Below are 25,845 nucleotides of genomic sequence, written 5' to 3' on the forward strand. Positions count from 1 at the left end.
TCTGCTTATTCTTTAAACACGAATTACATAAAACGTTACTGAGCTTGAAGCGCTTCTTGCTTGTCACCCGTCATGACGAAGTGAAGCTCGCCGCCCGCTTTGATTTCGCTGTGCTTGAAGGTGAAGTTGGCATCCAGCGGTTTGCCGTTGATGGTTACGGACTTCACGTACTTGTTGTGTGGGCTGTTGTTGTCTGCGATGACTGTGAACTCGCCGCCTTCCACTGGAATGGTGATTTCATCAAACATAGGACGACCGATGGTGTAGACCGGATCTGCAGGCGTCACTTGGTAGAAGCCCATTGCCGACATCAAGTACCAAGAGCTCATCTGACCCACGTCTTCGTTACCAATCAAACCAGTTGGCTCGCTGGTGTACATCTCTGACATGATGCGGTCTAGGTACTCTTGCGCTTTCCATGGCTCATCCGTTAGTGCGTATAGGTAAGGAATGTGGTGCGATGGCTCGTTACCGTGCATGTACTGACCGATGTAACCCGTTAGGTCTGGTAGCTCTTCGCCTGTGTTTGAAGAACGCGCGTTGAATAGCTCGTCCAAATCTTCACGGAAGGCTTTCTCTGGTGTGGTGTCTTTGCCTTGCGCCAAGTCTGCTTGGTAGATTTCTTGTTTCAAGCGGTTGAAATCGTGCATTGGTTGGAACTTCCATTGCCACGCGTTCCCTTCGGTGTAGGCAAACTCGTCCACGTAGTAAGGGTCAAATGGTAGCAGTGGGCATTTCTCTTTCATCACGCCAGAGCCTTCTGGCCATTCAACCATTTCACACTCATCCAAACGCTCTTCATCAATTGGTTGGTTGAACTCCAAAGGCGGTTTGTTTGGTGATGAGCTTAGCGGGTGGTTTTTCGGACGTAAGAAGCCCGTCTCGGCATCCCAATGGTTAAGCCAGTTGTCGGCACGAGTCATAAACTCTTCTTGCAGTTTTACATCGCCAGCCATGCGCGCGATTTCTGCCATTGCCCAGTCGCCATATGCAAACTCAAGCGTGTAAGACGCACTGTTCCAGTAGCCGTGATGAACAAAGCCGTTTTCTTCGTACACCTTCACTTGCACAACGTTTGCTGCGCCGATGTTGTTGTCTTCCGTCCAATCTGGGAATTCAGATGCCTCGTGGTAGCGCACCGTAAACTCAGTCGCTTCTTTAGCCAGTTGTGGGTCGATGTCTAAGCCTTTCGCCATCGCGTCAGCAATGATAGAAACCGCAGGGAAGCCGATCATCGTGCCCGTGTAATGGCTGTGCAGTTCCCATTTCGGCAAGATGCCACCGTCTTCGTATTTACGAATCAGGTCGTTGGCAAACTCTTCGGCACGTTCTGGGTCGATGATGGTTTTCAGTGGATGCGCTGCACGGAAGGTATCCCACATGGAGTACACAGAGTAGTTTGGTGTGTCACCCGCGTCTTTTTGAATGCGAGTGCGCATCGCTGGGTATTGACCGTCGACATCTTGGAAAATCATTGGCGCGATAGAGGCGTGGTAAAGCGCGGTGTAGAAGATCTCTTTCTGATCTTCTGTGCCGCCAGATACCATCATGCGGCTAAGCTCTTGGTGCCATGCATCGTTGGCTTGAGCGCGCGCAGTATCAAATGACACGTCTTTCGCTTCTGCCTCTAGGTTCTTCTCAGCACCTTCTGTGCCTGTTGGTGACAAGCCTACTTGGATTTCTAACGGTGTTGATGATGGTGCGAATTCTAGGTAAGCGATGGTTTTCACTGCGTCGATGTTGTCGTTGTTCACATCGATTTCCGTTTCTGCGCCGTCAACTAAAGCAATGGCTTTGACGATAGGTTGGTTGAAGGTGGCGTAGAAGTACACGTGTTGGTTGTTCGCCCAGCCGTTCGAGCTACGTAAACCGCGAATGGTGTAAGCGTCGATGAACTCTAAATCACCCTTCATGGTGCGGTTGTTGAAGTGACCTTTGTTGAGAGTGTGGTCTAAATCGAACTTGATGTGTGGCGTGGTGCCTTCTTTGAAGGTGTAGCGGTGGAAGCCAACACGTTGCGTGGTAGTTAGTTCCGCTTTGATTTCGCCTTTGTTCAGTTCAACCGCGTAGTAGCCTGCTTCTGCGGTTTCGTTGTCTTTATCGAAGGTATTGAAAACGGCGTTTTCTTTCTTGGTGAAAGGCAAAACTAAGATGTCACCAAGGTCGGTAATGCCTGTGCCAGAAAGGTGAGTGTGGGAAAAACCATACACTGGGATTTCAGTCAGCTTGCCGTGGTCGAAGTAACCGGCGGCAGAGCCCCAGCCTTCCATTTCGGTATCAGGAGAAAGTTGCACTAAACCGTAAGGCACAACAGCCCCCGGGAAGGTGTGACCGTCTGCGCCCGTACCAATCAATGGGTTGACGTATTGGGTTAGCGTGGTGTCGAGGGATGGAGTACCAGATTTGCTGTTGTCGTCATCGCTGTTACAACCAGCAAGACCAAACATGGCAGCGAGTATAGCGGTAGAGATAAGGGTTCTTTTTAGTTTCATTTTTATGGTTCCACTGAAGTGAAGTTTTTTAGGGGGCTAGGTGCCCCCTTTCGTTATTTGGATGGGTATCGGTTACTGCGCTTTCATCGCTTCAGATTTGTCTGAAGTCATGACGAAATGCAGCTCACCACCGTCTTTCAAATCGCTGTGCGCGAAGCTGAAGTTGTCACTCAATTGTTTGCCGTTGATGGTCACCGACTTCACGTAGATGCTCTCTTGGCTGTTATTTTCTGAGGTGATGGTGAATTTACCGTCCGCGACTGGAATCACGGCTTTGTCGAACAAAGGACGACCGATGGTGTAGCTTGCTTCGCCCGGAGTGACTTGGTAGAAACCCAATGCAGACATCACATACCACGCCGACATCTGACCGACGTCTTCGTTACCAATCAGGCCTTCATGCGTTGGGTGGTAGAACTCGTTCATCGCTTGGTCGACGATTTCTTGTGTCTTCCAAGGTTCTGCCGTCCAGTTGTATAGGTAAGGCACGTGGTGATCAGGCTCGTTACCCATCACGAACTGACCGATGTAGCCAGACATGTCGTGTGATTGGCTCGTATCAGCGTTGGAGTCTGCATTAAACAGCGCATTCAAGTTAGCGAGGAATGCCGCTTTGCCTTGTTCGGTTACGTCTTCAGGAAGAGAGAAGTCAGTACGGTCGATGTGCTCACCGCCCATCACGTTGGCTAGACCGTTCAAGTTGTGCGGTGCAAACCATGTCCATTGCCACGTGTTGCCTTCAGTAAAGTCTTCACCACGGTGCTCGGCACGGTAAGGCCAGAACACGTCACTTTCGTTGAGTGCTTTGCGGTCTTTACACGCGTTGTAGTCCATACCGTCTGGGATAGACAGCGCCATGTTCTCGTCTAAACATTCGGCTTTCAGGTTGTTTGCCCAAACCTTGCTGCCGCTGTTCATGTAAGCCGGACGCATAAAGCCCGTCGCACCCAATGCGTTGCCTTTGGTGTCTTGCAACTTGCCGTATTGTTCTGGGTTGTAATCGAAGTAGTTCTTGAACGATTCAGAGCGCGCCATGTAGCGGTCGTACTGTTGGTCGTTGCCCGCAAGTTTAGCGATCTGAGCGATACACCAGTCGTAGTAAGCGTTCTCAAGACCGTAAGACACCGATTCGTTCACGAGCTCGTCGTATTTGTCGACTTTCAAGCCTTCCACGTAACCCGGTTTATCGCCTGAATCCGGCGCCCATTTGGTGTTGGCTGGAATAAAGCCGACGTCTTCTTGGTAGTCGTTATGACGCGTCATGACCGTGAAGCGTTTGTCACCGTTCCACGCGTCTTGGTAAGGCACCCAGCTTTCGGTTTTATCAAGGTTGAAGTTGACTGTTTCGTCAGCGGCTTTCAGTGCTAAATCAAACTCGGCAGCAGTAAAGGCTTCTGGGTGTTTGACCATGATATCGGCAATTACCGAGACCGCTGGGTGACCGACCATTTCACCGGTGTAATCTGAGTGCAGTTCCCATTTTGGCAGCACGCCGCCCGTTTGGTATTTGTTCAATAGATCGCGTGCGTGTTCAATTGCGCGGTCTTTATCGATGATGGTTTTCAGTGGGTGTGCGGCGCGGAAGGTATCCCACATTGAGTACACTGAGTAGTTCACTAAGCCATCTTCTGCTTGGTGCACTTTGCCATCCATGCCACGGTATTTGCCATCCACGTCTTGGTATAGGAATGGGGCAACAAACGTACGGTAGAGCGAGGTGTAGAACATGGTTTTGTCGGCTTTGTTGCCACCTTCCAGTTCAAACTCGCCAAGGATGTTTTCCCAAGCCAAGCGGTTTTGTTGTACGACGTTGTCGAAATCCCAGCCGTTAGTGTCTGCTTCTAGGTTTTTCAGTGCGCCGTCAACGCCAGTACCAGAAATCGCTACTTTGACCACTAATGGCTCATCGCTCTTACCAAAGTTCAAATGCGTCAGGACATCGTTTGCGCGTTTTGCCAAACGTTCTGGGTCAGGTTCTGGTTCGCCCGGCATTGGTTTGTGCTCTGCGTAGCCACGGTAATCTTCCAAGCCGACTTCGGTAGCGTCAGTTGGAGTCAGTTTACTTTCAGAAGCCAGCTTGGTGTACAAGTTCTCTTCAATGATTGGATCAGAGAATTCTGCCGCGAAGAACACGGTTTGCCATTGACCCCATTCGTTTGAGGTACGCGCGCCTACGACGGTGGTGTCGTTAACGCGTTTGTAGTAGATGCTGCGAGAGTGATTGCCGTATTGCTCCAACAGTTCGTGTTGCAGGTCGATACGTACTTTGCGGTCTTCACCCGGCTTGAAGGTGTAACGTTGGAACGCCACGCGGTCGGTTGCCGACAGCTCAGCTTTTACGCCGGTTTCTACAAGATCAACCGAGTAGTAACCAACTTCTGCCACTTCCGAGCTTTTATCCATGGTCACGGCATCGGTATTGAAGCCTGTGTATGGCAAGAAGGCGAAGTCGTTTAGATCGCCTTTACCTGCGCCGGAAATGTGGGTCATTGAGAAGCCAGAAAGCAAGCTGTGTACTGGGTCGTATTCGACAGGCGAGCCTTTGCCATTCCAACCGTTTGGATCGAAGTTATCTGGTGACGGTTGAATCATACCTTCTGGCATAACTGGAGATGGGTTGACGTTGCCAAGACCTTTAGTGCCGATCAAGGTATCAACGAATTCCAAAGTAGGGGTAGAGATAACTGGAGTTTCTGGATCAGAGTCGCTGCCACAACCAGCAAGACCAAGCATGGCGGTTAACACTGCGGTAGAGAGTAGGGTTCTTTTTAGTTTCATTGTTTTTATTCCACGAGAAAAGGGGACACAAGGTCCCCTCAAAATCATTATTCGCCTAGGTTGGCTTGCATTGCTTCAGACTTGTCAGCTGTCATCACGAAGTGCAGTTCGCCGCCTGCTTTGAATTCGCTGTGCTGGAAGGTGTTGTACACATCCAAAGGCTTGCCGTTGATGGTTACTTCTTTGATGTACATGTTGTCTGGACCGTTGTTCTCAGCCGTTACCGTGAAGGTGCCAGAGCCAATGTCTACCGTCGCTTTGTCGAAGATTGGACGACCGATGCTGTAGGTTGGATCGGTTGGCGAGATTTGGTAGAAGCCCAGTGCTGACATCAAGTACCACGCCGACATTTGACCTACGTCTTCGTTACCGATGATGCCGTCTGGCGTTGGTTTGTAGAACTGGTCGTAAACTTGGTCTAGGTATTCCTGCGCCTTGTAAGACTCTTCAGTACGGTTGTACAAGTAGATGACGTGGTGCGAAGGCTCGTTACCGTGAATGTACTGACCGATGTAGCCTGTCATGTCTTGGTGCGCTTCGCCGCCATTTGGATCGGCAGTAAATAGGTTGTTCAGCTTGTCGTTCAAACCTTGCGTGCCGCCCATGATTTCAGTCAGCTTGTCTAAGTCTTGCATGAACGCCCATTGCCACTGCCACGCGTTACCTTCTGTGTAGTAGAACGCGTCAGATTTGTAAGGGTCGAAGTCAGTTGAAGCGTATTTCAGTGCACATGGGTCACCTTCTTTCAGTTCTGTCGGTACAAAGAAGCCCGTGCCGTCTGCGTTACCTGCTTTTGCATCCCAGTGTTTCAATGAGTTGTAAGAACGAGCTTTGAACTCTTCATACGCGTCCATATCGCCAGCGGCTTTTGCCATTTCTGCGATCGTCCAATCGTAGAAGGAGAATTCCAACGAGTACGACACTGAGTTCCAGTTCGGGTAACGAACACACTGTTCTTTCTCGTGGTAGTTCAACTGACCTGCCATGAGTGAGCTTAGGATGTCGTCATGAATCTGTGGGTACTCATGCGGTGTGTATCGAGCTGATTTCACTGATGCGGTGTAAGCTTGCTCTGCATCAATCAAGCCTTTGGTCACCGCATCGCCCAGAATCGCTGCCGATGGGTAGCCGATCATGGTGCCGGTTTCTGAGCCGTGACCTTCCCATTTCGGCAATAGACCAAACTCGTCGTTAGATTTACGAATCAAGTCTTTCACGTAAAGCGTTGCTTGGTCTGGGTCGATGATGGTCCACATTGGGTGAACCGCGCGGAACGTATCCCACGTTGAGTAAATCGAGTAGTTTGGTGTGTCGCCATCTTTCAGTGTGCGCACTGTGCCAAGCATATCCACGTATTGACCATCCACATCGTAGAACTCGATTGGCGCGATCATCATGTGGTACATGCCGGTGTAGAAGTTGGTTTTCTCTGCGTCTGTGCCGCCTTCGACTTTGATTTTTGCTAGCTTCTCAGCCCACGCGTATTCTGCGTCTTCTTTTACTTTTGCTAGGTCGAAACTTGGTGCTTCCGCTTCTAAGTTTTTCTGTGCACCTTGCCAGTTAACTGGGGAGATACCGACGCGGATTTCAATTGGCTCTTCGCCAGTGCCGAAGTTTAGGTAAGCCGTCAGATCATCGCCTGAGTAAACCGCACCACTACGCATTTCGCGCGTTGGTTCTAGATCTTGTTCGCCCAACAGTGCTTTGGCGATTGGTTGGTTGAATTTCGCGTAGAAGAAGATGTCTTGACCTTGGTGATCTTGCCCTTGGAACCAGCCTGTTGAGGTTTTACGACCGCGAATGGTGTATTCATCCACCACTTCTACTTTGTTCTTCAAAGACTTGCCGTTGTTGTTCATTAGGGTATGACTTAAATCGAACTTCACGTTACGGTCCGCGCCTTCAGCAAAAGTGTATTTGTGCAAACCAACGCGTTTGGTTGCGCTCAGTTCTACTTCGATTTGACCTTGGTTTAGCTTGGTTTTGTAGTAGCCTGCGCTTGCTTCTTCATTGGCTTTGTCGAAAGAGTTCAGTTGTGTGTACGCCATGTCTGCGTATGGCAGAACCAAGATGTCGCCTAAGTCCGTTGCGCCTGTACCTGAAAGGTGAGTATGTGAGAAGCCGTACAGCGGAACGTCAGTGTTAACCACTTCGCCAGTTTCGTAGTTGGATGAATCCCAGTAGCCAGATGCCGAGTGCCAAGGGTTAAGTCCTGATTCATGGTCTGTGTTAGAACCGATGAAAGTATCTGGAGACAGCTGAACCATACCTGCCGGTACCGTCGCGCCCGGGAACGTATGACCTGAAGCTGCTGTGCCGATCATTGGATCGACGTATTTCAACACCGCAAGATCAACAATTGGATCGCCAGGCAGTGAAGAGGAAGAATCGTTGTCGCTGTTACAGCCAGCCAAGCCACCCGTCAGACCAACCAGGATAGCCAAAGAGATAAGATTACGTTTAAACATGTGCATACCGTTTTGTCGTTATTCGTATATAAAAAGTGTTTATAAGAGACTGTTTCTAAAGGACTGCTTATAAAATTTTCTTGTAGGGATAGCCGGGAGATGCGCTCCCCCGGCTGAGTTGTCACTATTGGGATTAACGAGAACCTGCTGGCATCTCGTCTTCATGCAAGAACTCACCGATGCCTTGTGCTGGTGGAAGATCTTGCTCTAGAGAGCCCCAACGTTGATTTGGTTTGTCGCCCATCACGAACTCCAACTCACCGCCGTACATGATTTCGTCATGAGTTAGGTAAGTGCGGTTGAAGTCTTTGCCGTTGTAGCGAGCCGATTGAATGAAGATGTTTTCGCGGCTAACGTTCTTCGCGGTAACGGTGAACTTCTGGTTGTTGCCGACATCGATAGACGCGCTTTCAAACAGCGGAGTACCGATTTCGTAGATGCCAGAAGAAGCATTCACTGGGTAGAAGCCAAGCGCACGGAACACGAACCACGCAGAGAGCGTACCGAAGTCGTCGTTACCACAAATACCGTCAGCGGTGTTCTTGTAGCAAATGTTGGTTGCTGCGGCGATGGCTGCCTGACCTTTCCAAGGTTGACCGACGTAGTTGTACAAGTAAGGTACGTGGATATCTGGTTCGTTACCTTGTACGTGCTGACCAACGTTACCTGTGTTGAACACTGGGAATTGGTTGTCGCCTGCGTTGCGGTCTGGGTAGGTTGACCAGTACTCATCCAAGCGCGCTGCGAACAAGTCACCGCGTTCTGCTTCAGGGTTTTGTGTCTTGTCGAAGCGTGTCATCAGGTCAATCAAGCCATGAATGTCGTGCTGAACACTGAACGAGTATTGCCAGCCGTTCGACTCAGAGAATGCCCAGTTGAACATGTCTGGACGCCAGTCTTTACCCACCGCACGACCAGTGATTGGGTCTACCCAACCAGCATCTATAAACTCGCCATCGTAGTCACGGGCTTTGAACCAACCTTGGTATTGCTTACCACCGAAGTCGAATTGCGCTTGCCAGTTTTTTGAACGGTTAGCGAACTCGGTGTAGCGTGGATCTTCTTCACCGAAGACTTCCTTGATCGATTGTGCGATTGCCCAGTCGTTCATTGAGTATTCAAGCGAGTAAGATGCTGTCCAAGAGTCTTTAAATGGTGAATGACCGCCGTAAGAATCTGGTGGAGTGTCGTGCAATTGCGCTGGCACGTAACCTTGTTCTTCGTACTCTTTGATCCATGCTACGCCTTGGCTCGTTGCGGCACGCGCGTCAGTGATCATCGCTTCAACTAAGCGTTCTTTTACGTCCTTGCGCTCAGCTTCTGTGAAGCCAAGGTCGATCATGCGTTTTTCTAGTGAGCCTTTCGACAGCACATCATGAATCACAGGCGTTGAGTGCATGCCCATCATCATGCCTGTTTCGTTGCCTTTGAATGTCCACTCAGGCAGACGACCTTTGCGCACGTTGCCTTTGTCATCCACCCATTCTTCTTCGGCGTAAGACAGCATAGACAGCACAACGTCTGCTAAGCGGTCTGGCTCAAGAATCGAAGACAGCGGTTGAACTGCGCGGTAGGTATCCCACAAAGAGAAAGTGTCGTAGCGCGTGAAGTCTGCTTTGCCATCTTTGTTAGCATCGGCAGTGCGGATCGACTCTTTCAGCGTATCAATCTTATCACCCCAAGGTGTGTTGCCATCAGGGTATGCGTTACGACCTTGGTGAACTTGGCGGTAGCGACCATCTAAGTCAGAGTGAATGGTTTGACCTAGGTACGAGTGGTACATCGCGGTGTAGAACGTCTGTTTGTAATCTTCGTCGCCAGAGACTTGGATCTTGCCGAGTTCGTCTTCCCATTTCTTCGTTGCCGCTTCGCGTACTTGATCGAAGTTCATGCCCGCAACTTCTGTCATGTTAAGAGAAGCACCAGACTTGCCATTCTCGCCAATCTCAACGTTTGATAGCGCCAATTTCGCTTCAACCGTCAAGCCGTCTTTGGATGTGTCGAATTCGACGTAAGCGCGCGCGTATTGGTATTTGCCGCGTGTTTCGTTACCGATTTCCGTAATGCCTTCTGGCACGTCCATGTAACGACCTTGCTCTTTATCGTAGTAAGCAAAGCGAACGTTTTTGATTGGTTGGTCGAATTCCATCACGAAGAATTCTTTTTGGCTTGGTGCCCAACCATCAGAGAAACGGTGACCTTCAAGACGGTTATTGTCTTTGTCCCATTTCAAGTAAGAATCTGAAGTGTAGTCCCAGTTAATTTTGAAGCCAGTGTTAACGATGATTTCTGACTTCTCATCACGAGGGAAGGTGTAGCGGTGAACACCAACGCGATCAGACGCCGTCAATTCTGCTTTGATGTCGTAATCCAATAGATCGACTTTGTAGTAACCTGCCGTCGCTTGCTCGTCACGATGTTGGAAGCGAGACGCTTCTAGGTTTAGCGTTGCCGAACCTTCATCAATCATGTAATCCGAACGCGAGTTGATTGGCATGACGAGAATGTCGTTCAAGTCGCCAGCACCTGCTCCGGAAAGGTGGGTATGAGAGAAACCGGAAGTACGTGCGTCGTGGTAGTAGTAGCCTGAAATGTATTCCCAGCCGTTAGAACCGTTGTTTGGAGAAAGCTGCACCATGCCGTGTGGTGTGGTTGCACCAGGGTAGGTGTTGCCTAGGTTACCTGTGCCGATGAATGGGTTGACGTAGCGTGTTACGTCCATATCGGCGAAATCTACCGGGATGTGAACGCCCATGTCGATTTCAGGTGTTTCTGGGTTTGGCTTGTCATCACAGTCGCCATCGCCAACTGGAGGACATACTGGCTTGCCGCCGTCAGGAATATCCGGCAGCGCAGGGTTGGTGTCACCGCCTTCATAAATGTTGGTTGTGTCGTCGTTACAGCCAGTCAGACCGACTAGACCACTTAAAACTGCGCAAGCGAGTAGGGAAGGTTTGAATTTCATTTTTAAAGCCTTGTAAATTGTAGGGTTATATAATTAAAAAAATCAGGGGTATTACTAAAACTTAAAAACTTGAAATAGAGCCCTTTGGGGGAAAGGGCTCTTAGGGGGAGGAGCTTAAGGTTTAAGCTTTCACAAGAGTCGCTGCGTTACGCATCGCTTCTTTCGTTGAACACTCAACAACGTTTGCTTTTGCAAAGCGGTGAGCGTCTTTGACTTGGATATCGTGAGCTAGAATAACCAGCTTCGCGTTTGCTACATCTAGGTCAGTGATGCGGTTCTGGATACCGTTTTGACCTTGAGTTTCTACTTTGATTTTCAGACCCGCTGCTGCACCTGCTTTCTCTAGTGCTTTCGCTGCCATGAATGTGTGTGCTACGCCAGATGGGCAACATGTTACTGCTACGATGTCGTACTCGCCTTCGCCTGCTGCTGGAGCCGCTTGAGCTTGTGCAGGTGCTGCTTCAACGATTTCGTCTTCTGCTTCTTCTTCAGCAACTGGTTTCCAGAAGCCAACGATAACTGCTGTTGTTAGTGAGCCTAGTGCGATACCCACAACGTACATTGGGATGTTGCTTGATACAGGTGCTGTGATTAGACCGCCCCATGGTGCGTGTAGTAGTACGTCTGTTAGGAAGCCGAACACACAGCCAACGATACCACCAGCAACGATTGAAGGAAGAACGCGTACAGGGTCGTTTGCTGCGAATGGGATAGCACCTTCAGAGATACCGATAGAACCCATGATTGCTGCTGCTTTACCTGCTTCTTGTTCTTGCTTAGTGAACTTCTTCTTGAATAGGAATGTTGCTAGCGCCATACCTAGAGGAGGCGTACAGATTGCGATACCAACACCACCCATTAGCCATGGTTGAGTATCAACTTGAGTTTGAGCAAATAGCGTTGCTACTTTGTTGATTGGACCGCCCATATCGAATGCAGTCATACCACCAAGAATCGTACCTAGAACCACTTTAGAAGCGCCAGCCATAGAAGCTAGGAATTCGTTCATAGACGCCATGAAGATTTTGATTGGCTCACCGATACCCCATAGAACGATACCTGCAGAGATAAGCGTACCTAGTAGAGGGTAGATGAAGTAAGCGCCCAACGCAGTCATGTTAGCAGAAAGAGGGATCTTCTTAAGTTGGAATACCACACCACCTGCGATGAAACCCGCTACGATACAACCAAGGAAGCCGCCGCCCATGTCAGCCATGATGCCAGAAGAGATCATCGCTGGTGCTAGAGCTGGTTTGTCTGCAATTGAGTAACCGATGAAGCCACCAAGAATAATTGGGAACAGCACCAGACCTTTAATACCGATATTAGAAATATCAGCCAATAAACCGTCCGCAGGAACCGCACCTTTACCTGATGCCATTACCGCTAGCGCCAGTAGTACACCACCCGCAACGATAAATGGAAGCATGTGAGAAGTACCGAATAAAAGGTGACCTTTCATGGTACTTAGGATTTTTTTGAAATCGCTATTATTACTAGCTTGAGCTGTGATTGTACTCATAATTTCACGCCTTATGAATTAATTAAAATATTTAGTATTTGGTTTTCGTCTTTTGCGTTATGAATATCTTCAATAAACTCTTCGCTAAATTTACCGAACAATTCTTGAAGAACATAAATATGGTGGTCGGCACCGTTATCTGGTGAGGCAATCATGAAGAATACAGTCGGTTTGACTCCCTCTTCGTCGCCATACTCGATGCCTTCGCGCTTTACGCCAATAGCGATTGCAGGCTCTGTAACCGCTTTGCTTTTTGCGTGTGGGTAAGCGATGCCGTCCATTGAAGTAACGCTTAATGCTTCACGTGCTTCGATGTCGGTTAAAAAAGCCTCTTTGCTGCTGATTCGATTATTTTCGAATAGCATTTGCGCTAGCTCTTCAAAGACTTCTTTTTTATTATTTGCTTGAAGGTTGCCTTTAATTAAATTGACGTTTGTTAGTTCTGTAATCATTTTTTGACTCATTGGTACTGAAGTAATGAGGCAAATTTAATTAATGTTACGGTTTTCTGAAATAGTAAAAAAAATCCAATAACTATATTTTTGTATCACTGAGAGCTAAGTGTGATAGAAGTCATTAATATCAATGAGCTAGAAGGGAATTAGTATTGTGATTTATATTCCATTTATTTTGAAATTAATAATGAAGCTTGAAAATAAACGAGAAGGGAATCAAATATGGTTCAATTTTGCTATAAAAAAGAGGCTTTGTGCTAAAGGCTATCTATACCCAAGTAACCTCGAGATGCTAGGTTCAGCGAGAATGACTTGGTTTGTAGACGCGGCGGCGATTTAAAGGTCTAGTGGGTCTAAATCAAGAATCGACAACAAAGTATACAAGCCAAGACAACTCGCCCTTTGGGAGCGTGTCATTGACTCGACTTCTGCGTCAAACAACTTGGAAAGAGCTGGCTATTACGCTGCGTTGTTTTCCTTGACCTCGAATCAATGACAACGCTCTGAATCCTGCATCTTGAAGTCACTTGGGTATAGTAACCCTTTTATTAACGTAATTTTCTGTCTCTTTGAGAAAAGAAATAAAGCGCTTTGGAGAGCTGATAGTGAACCCAGCTAGTTCCTCCCCTTGATACACATTGGCGAATGTAAGCTCCTAATTTGAAGCCAAGGGGAGGTTAGGAGAGGTTGGTACGCTGGATTTAGCTTATCCATTAAGACGGATTTTTGTACTTGTGCAGCAAATCTAACGGGATATGGCAGTAGTCATTGGGAAAGCGCGTGAGTCGGTCTTGGTGCTCATCATCACTTGGCACGTAGTTTGTGAGTGGCAGCACTTCTACGGCGATCTTCTCGGCATCTGGTCTTGCTGCGATAAATGCTTTAGCAATCGCTAGATGTTGTTCGTTTTGGCTATAGACACCAGTACGGTACTTCTCACCTACGTCTTCACCTTGCTTGTTAACGCTGTGCGGGTCGATGATCTCAAACAGATATCCCATCAAAGTTTCAACCGAAACCTGCTTAGGGTCGAACTGGGTTTTCACGCATTCTGCGTAGCCATCGTATTCGGATTGAGTGTTATCCGTTGAGCCATTTGCTCGTCCTGCTTCGGTGCTAATTACGCCCGGAAGGTGGCGCATAAATTCTTGAACGCCCCAAAGGCAGCCGCCTGCGAAGTAGATTTCTTCCATCATTCTGTCCTGAAAATCTTTGCGCCATTATGGGCATCACTTTCACTCAAACACAACTCCAACCATAAAACAGGAACAACTCAGAAGTGATTTGCTCTCTTTTTTGTGCTGCTTTTCCTCGTTAGATTGAACGCAGTTAAGAGCTAGGGGGAATCCTAATGAAAATTGAACATATCGCGATTTGGACTGAACGTTTGGAAGAGCTAAAAGCCTTCTATGAGAAATACTTTAACGCGGTGTCTAACGATAAATACCACAACCCAACTAAGCAGTTTTCATCTTACTTTCTTTCGTTTGAAAGTGGTGCACGATTGGAGTTGATGTCGATGGAGGGTGTGAGCGCGTGTGAAAAATCTCATGCGATGCAGGTAACAGGGTTGGCACACTTTGCCTTCGCCTTAGGAACAGAGCAGGCAGTGGATCAATTAACCAAAACCTTAGTGGATGATGGCTACCAATGGATCGACGGTCCGAGACAAACAGGTGACGGTTACTACGAAAGCTGCATCTTAGATCCGGATGGCAACCGTCTTGAGCTTACGGTGTAACGCGACTTAGCTTATTTCTATCGTTCACAGGCTGCTTTCATATGAAAGTGTTCGGGCGTATACTGCAAGCTCATCAATAAGGAGCGAGCCTGTGAACTCAAGACAAAATGAAATCCTGCAATTGGTTAATGACCGCAAACGCGTTCAAGTGACGGAGCTTTCTGACATCATTGGCGTGTCGGGCGTGACCATCAGGCAGGATTTGAATTTCCTTGAGCAACAAGGCTACTTGAAGCGTGTACACGGCGCTGCGACGGCGCTACAAAGTGACGATATTGATACGCGACTCGAAGTGCGCTTCGACATCAAACAAGCGTTAGCCAACAAAGCGGCAGATTTGGTATCACCAAACGAAACCGTGTTAATCGAAGGCGGCAGTGCTAATGCGCTCTTGGCTCGCACGTTGGCTGAACGTGGTGACGTCACCATCATTACCCCATCGGCGTACATCGCCCATCTCATCCGAAACACTTCAGCCAACATCATCTTGCTTGGTGGTGTGTACCAACATCAAGGCGAGAGCTTAGTTGGACCGCTGACTAAGCTGTGTATCGAGAATATTCACTTCAGCACGGCTTTCCTGGGTATTGACGGCTTCCATCAAGATACTGGCTTTACTAGCCGAGACATGATGCGCGCAGAAATCGCTGAAACCATCATTGCGAAAAAGCGTCGTAACATCGTGTTGACGGACTCAAGCAAGTTTGGGCAAATCTACCCATCTTCGATTGGTAAAACGAGTGAAATCTCGGTGCTGTTAACCGACGAAGCCGCTCCGAAAAGCGACCTCGAACAGTTGAGAAAGCAAGGTGTGGAAGTGGTGTTGGGTTAAGCCGACTCACGAACAATGAGTTTGGGAGGTAGGATCAAGCTGTAAGGCTCGCTGTCTTCTTGCTTCAATTGATTGATCAATCGTTTTGCCGCTTGTCTTCCCATCTCTCGTGCATTGGAATTAACGAAGGTGAGCGGTGGTTCAATTAACTCTGCTTCTTCAACATCATCAAAACCAATTACCGATACTTGCTCGCCGATAAACTGATCTTTACCGATGGAACGTCCTGCTCGATGTATGCCATAGACCGCGCCTAGTGCCGTCGAGGAATGGTGACAAAGGACTGCAGTAATCTGTGGATGCTCCAACAACAATTGCTGCACAGTTTGAGCGGCAGACGCTTGGCTTTTCTCACACTCGACCACCCACTCTGGTTTGAAAGGCAAACCAAACTGCATCAGAGTTGAGCAATACCCACCAATACGCTCAGCACGGCACAAAGAACTGCTCGCGCCGCCGACATAAGCGATTCTGCGATGACCTTGCTTAACCAGATGCTCCGTCGCCAACTTGGCGGCGTACATGTTGTCTGGTCCCACGTAGTCGATTTGCTTATCCACCGAAGCGCGTGAAATGCACACCATTGGCAGATTGTGCTGCTTGAGGTTTTCGACATTGGACTGCTGGCTTTCACCAATCGGGCAAAAGGCGATACCACCGACACCTTGGCGTGCCATGGTTAATACACACTTCTCAAACTTTTCTTGGCTATCCCCACTTTGAGCCAGAAACAGCATGTAACCTTGCTGCTCGATTTCTTCACTCAATCCTGCTGCGACTTCTGCGTAATAGGGATCACTGATGTCTTTGAGGATTAATCCAATGATTTCGCTGGAATTGGATCGTAGGTTGGCAGCGGCACGGTTACGGATATAGCCGAGCTCTTCTACCGCAGCGTTGACCTTTTCTATCGTGTCTGGAGAGATCCGCCCTTTATTCCCCAACACCATAGAGACGGTGGTAACTGACACGCCAGCATGTTTAGCGACTTCTGTAATGGTCACTTTTTTTGACGACATAGATTCACTTTATGGATTAGAAAAACGTTTTATCATCAAACTGTAACCCTATTAGGTTGATTTTAAAAGCCCTACACAGTTTGTGGAAAAAGATATCTAACTCGATCACAGAATTTTTGGTAAAACGTTTTATCAAAATTTTTAGCAGCGTATATTGAGTGCATAAAAACAACACTTCATGCGCACATAATGTGATGTGTATGAGCCCTACAAGTTCTCAATTTCCGGAGACAAACTATGTCTAAAAGCAATAAATCGACCATGTGGGAGTTCTTGCAAAGCCTCGGCAAGACCTTCATGTTGCCAGTCGCGCTGCTGGCATTCTCAGGTATTCTTCTTGGTGTCGGCAGCTCGTTTTCTAGCGCCGCTATCAAAGAAGCCATCCCATTTTTAGACAACACCCCTCTGCAATACCTGTTTATGTGGATGACCAAAATCGGTCTTGTCGCATTCATCTACTTGCCTGTGATGTTCGCCGTAGCTATCCCGCTTGGACTAGCGCGTGAAGAAAAAGGCGTGGCAGGTTTCGCGGGGTTCGTTGGTTATGCTGCCTTCAACCTTGCGATCAACTTCTTCCTAACCGTCGCAGGTGTACTAGACAGTGAAGCGGAACGTGCCGCCTACGGTGTGAAAAGCATCATCGGGATTGAATCGATCGATACTGGTATCCTTGGCGCGGTGATCGTTGGTGTAATTGTTGCGAAACTTCACCAGCGTTTTTACACCTTCAAAATGCCAGATGCGCTAGCGTTCTTTGGTGGCGCTCGTTTTGTTCCAATCATTTCTGCATTGGTACTGGGCGTTGTCGGTGTGTTTATCCCATTTGTATGGCCTTACTTTGCTGCAGGCATCAATGGTATCGGTCATGTAATTGAAGGCGCGGGTGATTTCGGTCCAATGCTGTTTGGTACGGGCGAACGTTTGTTGCTGCCAATCGGTCTTCACCACATCTTAGTTGCGCTGATTCGATTCACTGAAGCAGGCGGTACTATGGACGTGTGTGGTCAAACCGTGTCTGGCGCACTAAACATCTTCTACTCTGAACTGTCTTGTCCTGATACAACGGGGTTTACTCCGGAAGTCACTGCATTCTTGTCTCAAGGTAAAATGCCAACCTTCCTAGGCGGTTTACCGGGTGCAGCACTTGCGATGTACCACTGTGCTCGCCCTGAGAACCGCTCAAAAATTAAAGCACTGCTTATCTCTGGCGTCGTAGCTTGTGTGGTAGGTGGCATCACTGAGCCGCTTGAATTCTTGTTCCTATTTGTTGCGCCAGTGCTTTACTTCGTCCATGCGATTCTGACTGGTCTGGGCTTTATGGTGATGGGCTTGCTTGATGTCACCATCGGTAACACAGACGGCAACCTGATTGACTTCTTGGTGTTCGGTATCCTGCAAGGCACGGCAACGAAATGGTACTTAGTACCGCTGGTGGCGGGTGTTTGGTTCGTGGTTTATTACTCAGTATTTAAGTTTGCGATCACTAAGTTCAACCTAAAAACACCAGGCCGTGAAGTCGACACGGCGGAAGTGGACAAAGAGCTTGAAGCCGCTTTCATCAATGAATCTGGCAAAGGTGCCGCAGTACTGGCAGCTCTTGGTGGCAAAGAGAACATCACGGCTCTGGATAACTGCATCACTCGTCTTCGCTTGTCTGTTAACGACATGAGTTTGGTCGACGACGCTAAGTTGAAAGCCAACGGCGCACTCGGTGTTGTGAAGCTTGATGAGCACAACCTGCAAGTCGTGATTGGTACGCAAGTTCACCTAGTGAAGAACGAAATGCAAGCCATCATGTCTGCAAGCTAATCACTGCCTTGATAGATGCTCCCCCTCGGCACAATCTCCATCCTCCCCCCCAATGAGATTGTGACGAGGGACCTTAATATTGGAATATTCGTATGACTCAGAATTTCGACTTTGATACACCAATTGACCGCACTGGCACTTACTGCACGCAGTGGGACTACGTTCAGGATAGATTTGGTAAAGCGGGTCTACTCCCGTTTACCATTTCAGATATGGATTTTGCTGCGCCAGAGCCTGTGATGAATGTGCTTAAACAACGTTTAGAGCATCCGGTATTAGGTTATAGCCGCTGGAACCATGAGGATTTTAAGTCGGCGATTCGCTACTGGTATCAAACTCGTTTTGACTGCAAAATCGACACTCAGCAAGTGGTGTACGGACCATCGGTTATCTACATTGTGTCAAAGTTGATTGAGCAATGGAGCCAGCCGGGACAAGGCGTGGTGTTCCATACACCAGCTTATGATGCGTTCGACAAAATGATTGAAGGGCAAGGTCGTGCGTGCGTTCGCAGTCCGCTCATCAAGCAGCAAGGTCGATTTGAAATTGACTGGCAAGATCTGGAAACCAAACTCGCTGACCAGAACAACACTGTGCTGTTGTTGTGCAGCCCTCATAACCCAACAGGGCGAGTGTGGAATCAAAGCGAATTGGAAAAAATGGCGGAGCTTTGTAACCAACACCAAGTCAAAGTGATTTCGGATGAGATCCACATGGACGTGTGCTTTAAGCGTCACATCCCTTACGTGGGGTTTGGCCGTTCACAAGATTGGGCTGTCGTTACATCGGCGTCTAAATCGTTCAATATTCCAGCCTTGAATGGTGCGTATGCGTTGATCGCGGATTCACCAACTCGCGAACGTTATCTGCATAAACTCAAAGAGGTGGATGGCCTTTCATCGCCTTCTATCATGGGCGTGCTTGGTACGATGGCGGCTTATCGTCACGGTGAGCCTTGGCTAAAGGCGCTCAACGAGTATGTGTTGGCTAACCATCAATACGTGAAAGAAGCACTGGAAAGCGCCTTTCCTGAAGTGAGTTACCTTGTCCCAGACGCGACCTATTTAGCATGGATTGACTTATCTGTTTTGAATCTAGATATGACGCTGCTTAATCAGGCGTTAATTGAGCAATTCAATATTGCCATCATGTCTGGAGATGTTTATGGCGATTCTGGGAAAGGCTATCTCAGACTCAATCTAGGTTGCCCAAGAAGCAAAGTCGAGCAGGGCGTTTCAGCCTTGATTCAAGCGATCAAATTGCAGTGTTAAAACACCGCGGGAGAGAGTGAGATGTCACTGTTCAAGTTAGATAACGTGATTCAAAACTACGCTTGGGGAAGTAAAGAGTCGATTTCTAAACTATTTGGCATCGACAATGCGAACCATCAACCTCAAGCTGAAATTTGGATGGGAGCACACCCTAATGGTTGCTCGCGCCTTGCAGCAACTGGTGAGTTATTATCTGATGTGATTGCGAGAGACAAAGCAAGCATGTTTGGTGATTACACCATGATGCGCTTCGGTGAACTTCCGTACCTATTCAAAGTGCTTGCGGCGGATTCTCCGCTCTCGATTCAAGTTCATCCTAGCAAGCGTAAAGCTGAGCTTGGTTTTGCACGAGAGAATGAACAAGGTATTCCACTTGATGCTCCTAATCGCAACTACAAAGACGTTAATCACAAGCCAGAGTTGGTCTACGCACTGACTTTTTATAAGGCGATGAATGGCTTTCGTCCGATAGAACAAATACTGACGCTGTTCCGCCAATTTGGTATTCGCAGTTTAGATGGTGAGGTGGCAGCGTTAGCCGAGCACCCAAATCAAGACGGGTTGAAAGGCTTCTTCACGGCGATCATGACCTTGAGCGAAGCTCATAAAATTCAAGCCTTGGCAGAACTGGACGCAGCGTTAGAGCGTGGTCCAAAGACGGCATTGGAAAGAGAAGTGCTCAGTTATGTGGCGGAATTTCAAAAGCACTACCCGCAAGACATTGGATTGCTGTCTCCGTTGATGTTGAACACGATAGAGCTTGCACCTGGTGAAGCGATGTTCCTCCATGCCGAAACGCCTCATGCGTATGTGCAAGGTACAGCGTTGGAAATCATGGCGAATTCTGACAACGTGCTTAGAGCTGGGCTAACTCCCAAATACATTGATGTAAATGAGCTTATCGCCAATACAGCATTTCACACCACGCAACCGGAACAGATTAAGCTGCCGCCAATCCACAAAGAGGGCAAGTTGAGCTATCCAATTCCGGTGGACGATTTTGGATTTGATATTCTCTCTTCCGATGATGAATGTAAGCAACAGTTTGTGCGTGGTGCTGAGATTGTTTTTTGTGTTGAAGGTAGTGTTGAGGTGACGGCTTCAGAGACAAGTCTGACTCTTAAAGCCGGAGAATCCGCGTTTATCACTAACGATTGTAAGTTCTACCAATATCAAGGGAATGGTACGTTGGCGAGGGCGTATAACTAGTTGTTGATCTTTTTGAAATTTATTGAAATAAAACATTACTTCAACTTGCTTTCTCCCATTTTAACTTGTTCAGTTAAGTTGAATCGACGTAACCAATTGTTTAGTGTCGTGATTGTAATACCTAATGATTTAGCCGTTTCCCTTTTATCGTAATTGTTATCTATCACTATATTTAATAGAGACTTTTCACTCATTCCATCTGGTGCTTTTCTTAGTTTACCTAATTTTCTTATTGTTATTAATTTATAGATTTTATTTGAACTTGTTTCTGAATTCTTAAAATAATCATTAGCGATATTAAGAGCAGATTTTAATTCTTCATCTTTTAATGCATAAGTAAGTAACTTCTCATAAGAAGCATATGCAGAATTAATCAATGTTGATACATTGTCAATATTCAGTATTGATTTTCTAAAGCACTCAGTTCCACCTCCAACATTTTTCATATATTTTGTTTTGTCGATTCTATATGTGTTTGTTCTAAGGTCGCATAATAAAAATAGTTCTGTTAGCGAAGCTGTGAAAACATCAGTTTGGAAGTTCAAAATTACAGTTTTTATGCTTAAATCATCCATTCTTAGTTGCTTTGGACTGTAACGTCCTTGAATATTATTCGCGGTTACTCCTATTTTGTACCAGCTTTGTTGTGTTTTATTATTAACAAACTCTAAAGAATATAGCGTTTGTCTTTTACGTAGAAAGTCGACAGAACTTTGCCTCATTATTTGTGACAAGTGGTGAGTGTTGTTACCGCAAAGCTTGCAATTTGCTTTTCCATGAACAACATTACTAATTTTTGCTGAAAATGGATAACAATGCATGGTGCAATAAAGTTCAATTCTTGTCTCGTTTCCTCTATCTACATGTTCAAGCTTATATTTAATCCAAGGTCGATCTGCTAAAGCGTTTTTTATTCTATTTTCTTGTTCTTCAAATTCTAATGTCATTTTTTCTACTTTATGTTCCTCAGAGCATTTTTGGCATGGGGAATAAGTAAATCGATGGCGTAAGCTTCTTAATTTTTTTGTTACCATTTTTTGGTGTTTTAGACAAATACCAGATACTAAGTCGTCACCTTTATAGTTTTTTTTAAGGTCTATGAGCCAATGAAATTTTTTCTCGCCAAACCGAGAATCAAGAAATAGTTTAACATCCTCTCCTATTGCTAACTTAGGTTTCCATATTTTTTCTAATGTGCATTTTTTACAGCCAGCCTTTCCATTTATTCCTGCATTTATAGAAACAGGATCGCTGAGATTATTACATTGTAGGCATTTATATATGAATTTACCTTTGCAGCCCACATCCATTCCATAAAACCTTACGAATGCTGCTTTTTTGTTTGCTAAACTTGATTGTAATAATTCAACTGTTTCTTTTTCTGTTCGATGATATTTTCCTGAACACTTATTACATCCATTGAATTTATTTTTCTTGTTAGATGTCTTCTTTTTTAAGTTGTCAAAGGTTGGAGTGTAAGGATTGTCGAAATCTAAGGTTACTCCATGATAATTGCAAACTAAAGCAACTCTTGCATGGCTTAGTGAGTTAGGTTTCTCCGTTAAATACTCGATGGAAATTATTTGTATGGGAATGTTTTCTTTATGGAAAATGTTATTTAGTTCTTTCACTCTTTCTTGGTGAGAGTAGGGGATTTTTTTCACTTCAATAAAGGTCATCTTTTATGCAATCTATAAATAAATTTTAGTAGTTAAACTTTTAAGTTGGTTCGTGAATTTGATTAGTTAGAAACAATACTTTAAATCACTTTCTCTTTTCGTTTCGCCAGCATCGCGGCGGGAGAAAAGCCTGTTACCAACATTGTCCCACTAAGCACCAGAATGGTCCCTATGATGGTATTGAAGCCGATTGGCTCATCTAGAATCAGATAGCCCCATAAGATTCCGAAAACTGGAATGAGAAAGGTAACCGAAAGTGCCGATGCTGGTCCTACTTCTGATACCAAACGGAAGTAAAGCAAATACGCCAAACCGGTACAAACCACACCGAGGGCAACCACAGAGCTCCACTCTATACTGGTTGGCTCTGCACGCATTGGTAAAAATGGCAGTAGCGGAAGAACCCAAATCACTGCTGCCCACATACTGCCGTGCGCATTATTGAACGCTGGTATCTGAGGAGCATTCTTAGTGTAGTTGGTCGCGATTCCATAGCTACATGCGGCCAACAAGCTAGCAATGATCGGGAGAATCGCCTCCTCACCAATCTTCACCGCACTCCAACCGACCAATACTGCGACGCCAGCGATACCAATCGCCATACCAAGAATCGCTTTCTTGGTCAGCGGGCTGCGATACCAGATAAAGCCAATCAGTGCGCCCCAAATAGGAGCCGTTGAATTGAGTATCGATAAAGTTGAGGCATTGAGTGTTTGTGCTGCATAGGCGAAAAACAGAAACGGTGCCGCGGTGTTAAACAATCCAATAATAAAGAAATGTTTGGTATGCGCGGTGAAGGAGAGTCTCTTTTTGAGATAAATGGAGATGAGCAACAAGGCAATTGCTGCAAACCCCACTCGAAATTCGATTAAGTAAGCCGGTCCGAACGTATTGGCGGCGACTCGCATAAATAGAAACGAGCCACCCCAAATAGCAGCGAGACAAAGTAAGCGAAAAAAACTGGCTGCGGTCATGTTACATCCTTGGTCGAGGTCTAGCGCCTCATTGATTAATTGTTGCGCTAACAGTGGATTAAACCAAGGATGAGATCAACCAGAAATGCAACGCCAGTTCCGAATCTGGCTACCGCTGACTTGTTTTGATGATCTTAAGTTTCTTCTTTTGGAAACAAGATTGGCAGACTGTCTCTATAAGTGTGGTACCACATCACGCCGTGATTTAATCCGTTGTAGTGAATCAAAGGAGGGAGAGTGAAACCTTGGTACTCTTTCGATTTAATATGGCTGTAGAAGATATCTACCCAATAAAAATTCCCTGTTCTGCCAGATGTGGCGCTAAAAATCGCCGTCACTTCGAGCCAAGGAGAAATAAGATAGCGCTCTTCCTCTACAGGGTAAATGGTGTCTTCAATACGCCAAAAAGAACCATCAGAGATGATAAAGTTTGAGAAAAACTCGGCACCAACATCTTCCGTAAGCATCACATAAGCGGATTTCGCACCTCCAAACGAATGTCCAGCTAACGTGCGCTGAGTCGGATCGATATCGTACTCTGCTTCAACAATAGGAATGAGTTCCTGCGTAAGAAAGAGATAGTAGTCATCTACGCCCGGAGGCAAGTAATCAATGTCTCTGCGTCCCGGTGGGCCTTCGTGAACGGCAACGAGAATGACTTCAGCACCGTAATCATCGATAAGCTCTGCGAAGCTCAATCCCGTGCCTCCACCATCCGAGACAAAGATGACGGGCAAAGAACTAAGTCGGTCTTCGTAGTTCTCAGGCAAATAAACATCATACGGGTAGGTGACGCCCGTGATGTTGGAAAAGATGCTTGCCTGTATTTGATTGAGATTGTTGTCCGATGTTGAGGAATCCACACCGGAGCCATCACCACCTCCGCATGCCGATAACACTAGCCCTAAAGAAAGGGCGATGAACCAACGCTTCAAAACTTCCATGTTTTACCTTTGCTTTTGATTTAAAGAACAAAAACAACTGTATAAGACTTGAGCAGTCAAAAAGCCCCGCGCTATCAATAAATGAAAAGGCGGGGCGAGCGGGTTTGTAACTCTTCGAGTCAATTATCGAATGCGGTGGTACGTTATTGTTTTACCTGTCATTAATTACTGTTTTACTTGTCACTAATTATTGGTTTTCAGACCAGACCGCGAACTCGTTGCCACTTGGTTCGGCAAAATGGAAACGACAACCTCCCGGAAATTCGAAGATAGGGCGGATGATTTGCCCCCCGAACTGTTCGACTTTGGCTAACGTGGCGTGAATATCTGAGCTATAGAACACCAATAATGCTGCCCCATTTGTTGTTTGGCTGACTTGCTCTGCTGCATAAAAGCCGCCGTCCAAGCCTTGACCTGAAAAGGCGCTGTACTCAGGACCATAATCAACGAAACTCCATCCAAAGGTTTGCTCGAAAAACTGTTTAGTCGCATTGATGTCTCGCGTGCCAAACTCAACGTAATTTAACTTTTCATGTTGGTGCATTCTGGTGTCCTTTTCATCGCTGTGCTTTTCTGTCAGTGTATTAACTCTTCGGTCTAGTTTCTCAGCCCGAGTCTAGGTTTTATTAATCAAACTGATAAAACCTCAAAAATTTCATTGGTTATCCCTATTAAATCTATCGTTATTTCCCATTAAACAAATGTAATCATTGAAGATATATTCTTCGTGGGCAGAAAAGAGCTTTTGAGTATCCATTGACCACTCGACTGGTCAAATGGTTAGCACGCATTGGAGAGCAACCATGCAGATGTCAAAAAGCTTTTTATTAATTACAGTTGGCTTAGCCAGCACATCTCTACAGGCGCAAACCCTGACAAGAGACAACGGTGCACCAGTCGGTGACAACCAGAATTCAATCACAGCAGGTGAAAACGGCAGTGTATTACTGCAAGACGTTCACCTAATCCAAAAATTGCAGCGTTTTGCCAGAGAGCGTATTCCTGAGCGTGTGGTGCATGCTCGTGGTACGGGTGCTCATGGTGAGTTTGTTGCATCGGGTGATTTTAGTGACTTAACGGTTTCCGTTCCTTTTACTAACAAAGGAAAAGTAACCCCTGTTTTCGTTCGTTTTTCGACCGTTATTCACTCAAAAGGATCACCTGAGACACTTCGCGATCCTCGTGGTTTCGCCACTAAATTTTATACTGAACAGGGTAACTGGGATCTGGTAGGGAACAACCTGCCTGTGTTCTTCATCCGCGATTCAATTAAGTTTCCGGATATGGTGCACTCTCTAAAACCGTCTCCTGTTACCAACGTTCAGGATCCAAACCGATTTTTTGATTTCTTCAGTCATGAGCCGAGTGCGACCAACATGCTGACTTGGGTTTATAGCAACCTAGGTACGCCAGCAAGCTATCGCACGATGGATGGCTTTGGTGTGCACGCTTACAAGTGGATCAATAAGCAAGGCGATGTGAACTACGTGAAGTTCCAATGGAAGAGCCAACAAGGTATTGAAAGCCTTCGTCCTGATGAAGTAACTGCGATGCAGGGTAAGGACTTCAACCATTTAACCAATGACCTGTATAAAGAAATTGGGCGTGGTAACTACCCTAAGTGGGATCTCTACGTGAAGGTGCTGTCACCAGAAGCTCTGAGCAAGCTGGATTACAACGGGTTGGA

Annotated in this window: 18 protein-coding genes; 6 read left to right on the forward strand and 12 right to left on the reverse strand. The window is 46.7% G+C overall.

Annotated features, from left to right (window positions below; translation table 11 throughout):
- Positions 1-35: 35 nt before the first annotated feature.
- The 7 genes from KIT90_RS12515 to KIT90_RS12545 all read right to left on the reverse strand — a co-directional run bounded on the left by KIT90_RS12515 (position 36) and on the right by KIT90_RS12545 (position 13,873).
- Complete coding sequence (locus tag KIT90_RS12515) at positions 36-2,492, reverse strand: GH92 family glycosyl hydrolase (RefSeq protein WP_285376911.1); 2,457 nt, start codon at positions 2,490-2,492, stop codon at positions 36-38.
- 72 nt (positions 2,493-2,564) lie between these two features.
- Positions 2,565-5,270, reverse strand: coding sequence for a GH92 family glycosyl hydrolase (locus KIT90_RS12520; protein ID WP_203491320.1), 2,706 nt, complete (start codon positions 5,268-5,270; stop codon positions 2,565-2,567).
- A 47-nt stretch (positions 5,271-5,317) separates the two neighbouring features.
- The gene (locus KIT90_RS12525) at positions 5,318-7,738 is read right to left on the reverse strand and encodes a GH92 family glycosyl hydrolase (protein WP_285376914.1); all 2,421 of its coding nucleotides are present in this window, start codon (positions 7,736-7,738) and stop codon (positions 5,318-5,320) included.
- A 133-nt stretch (positions 7,739-7,871) separates the two neighbouring features.
- A complete protein-coding gene (locus KIT90_RS12530; protein ID WP_005429443.1) occupies positions 7,872-10,703 on the reverse strand; it encodes a GH92 family glycosyl hydrolase in 2,832 nt (943 codons plus the stop codon).
- 121 nt (positions 10,704-10,824) lie between these two features.
- Complete coding sequence (locus KIT90_RS12535) at positions 10,825-12,225, reverse strand: fructose-specific PTS transporter subunit EIIC (RefSeq protein ID WP_005453038.1); 1,401 nt, start codon at positions 12,223-12,225, stop codon at positions 10,825-10,827.
- A gap of 11 nt (positions 12,226-12,236) precedes the next feature.
- Positions 12,237-12,677, reverse strand: a complete 441-nt coding sequence (locus KIT90_RS12540; RefSeq protein WP_285376948.1) for a PTS sugar transporter subunit IIA — start codon at positions 12,675-12,677, stop codon at positions 12,237-12,239.
- A 716-nt stretch (positions 12,678-13,393) separates the two neighbouring features.
- Entirely contained in the window at positions 13,394-13,873 is a 480-nt protein-coding gene (locus tag KIT90_RS12545; protein WP_050904512.1) for a peptide-methionine (S)-S-oxide reductase, read from the reverse strand.
- Positions 13,874-14,031: 158 nt separating this feature from the next.
- Here KIT90_RS12545 and KIT90_RS12550 point away from each other — a divergent pair, with 158 nt between their 5' ends.
- Both KIT90_RS12550 and KIT90_RS12555 read left to right on the forward strand, forming a co-directional pair.
- The gene (locus tag KIT90_RS12550; RefSeq protein WP_285376918.1) at positions 14,032-14,421 is read left to right on the forward strand and encodes a VOC family protein; all 390 of its coding nucleotides are present in this window, start codon (positions 14,032-14,034) and stop codon (positions 14,419-14,421) included.
- Between the two features lie 91 nt (positions 14,422-14,512).
- A complete protein-coding gene (locus KIT90_RS12555; RefSeq protein WP_005436345.1) occupies positions 14,513-15,253 on the forward strand; it encodes a DNA-binding transcriptional regulator YciT in 741 nt (246 codons plus the stop codon).
- Here KIT90_RS12555 and malI read toward each other — a convergent pair.
- Positions 15,250-16,272: a Mal regulon transcriptional regulator MalI gene (malI, locus tag KIT90_RS12560; RefSeq protein ID WP_285376919.1), complete on the reverse strand. Its 1,023-nt coding sequence runs from the start codon at positions 16,270-16,272 to the stop codon at positions 15,250-15,252. The two genes, KIT90_RS12555 and malI, sit on opposite strands and share 4 nt — an antisense overlap.
- A 237-nt stretch (positions 16,273-16,509) precedes the next feature.
- Between malI and malX the strand changes: the two genes are divergently transcribed.
- The 3 genes from malX to manA all read left to right on the forward strand — a co-directional run bounded on the left by malX (position 16,510) and on the right by manA (position 20,561).
- Complete coding sequence (gene malX, locus KIT90_RS12565) at positions 16,510-18,081, forward strand: maltose/glucose-specific PTS transporter subunit IIBC (protein WP_020196124.1); 1,572 nt, start codon at positions 16,510-16,512, stop codon at positions 18,079-18,081.
- Between the two features lie 92 nt (positions 18,082-18,173).
- Complete coding sequence (locus KIT90_RS12570; RefSeq protein WP_285376921.1) at positions 18,174-19,352, forward strand: MalY/PatB family protein; 1,179 nt, start codon at positions 18,174-18,176, stop codon at positions 19,350-19,352.
- 21 nt (positions 19,353-19,373) lie between these two features.
- Positions 19,374-20,561, forward strand: coding sequence for a mannose-6-phosphate isomerase, class I (manA, locus tag KIT90_RS12575; RefSeq protein WP_285376922.1), 1,188 nt, complete (start codon positions 19,374-19,376; stop codon positions 20,559-20,561).
- 35 nt (positions 20,562-20,596) lie between these two features.
- Here the strand turns inward: manA and KIT90_RS12580 are convergent, their stop codons facing one another.
- From KIT90_RS12580 to KIT90_RS12595, 4 genes are all read right to left on the reverse strand, one after another.
- A complete protein-coding gene (locus tag KIT90_RS12580; RefSeq protein ID WP_285376923.1) occupies positions 20,597-22,240 on the reverse strand; it encodes a hypothetical protein in 1,644 nt (547 codons plus the stop codon).
- 80 nt (positions 22,241-22,320) lie between these two features.
- A complete protein-coding gene (locus tag KIT90_RS12585; protein ID WP_285376924.1) occupies positions 22,321-23,214 on the reverse strand; it encodes a DMT family transporter in 894 nt (297 codons plus the stop codon).
- 134 nt (positions 23,215-23,348) lie between these two features.
- Positions 23,349-24,158, reverse strand: coding sequence for an alpha/beta hydrolase (locus tag KIT90_RS12590; protein WP_285376926.1), 810 nt, complete (start codon positions 24,156-24,158; stop codon positions 23,349-23,351).
- Between the two features lie 187 nt (positions 24,159-24,345).
- Positions 24,346-24,702, reverse strand: coding sequence for a VOC family protein (locus KIT90_RS12595; protein ID WP_285376928.1), 357 nt, complete (start codon positions 24,700-24,702; stop codon positions 24,346-24,348).
- A gap of 259 nt (positions 24,703-24,961) precedes the next feature.
- Between KIT90_RS12595 and KIT90_RS12600 the strand changes: the two genes are divergently transcribed.
- On the forward strand, positions 24,962-25,845 hold an 884-nt coding region (locus KIT90_RS12600; RefSeq protein ID WP_285376930.1), incomplete at its 3' end, for a catalase.

It is taken from the genome of Vibrio sp. B172a (assembly GCF_030248355.1).
Lineage (GTDB): Bacteria > Pseudomonadota > Gammaproteobacteria > Enterobacterales > Vibrionaceae > Vibrio > Vibrio owensii.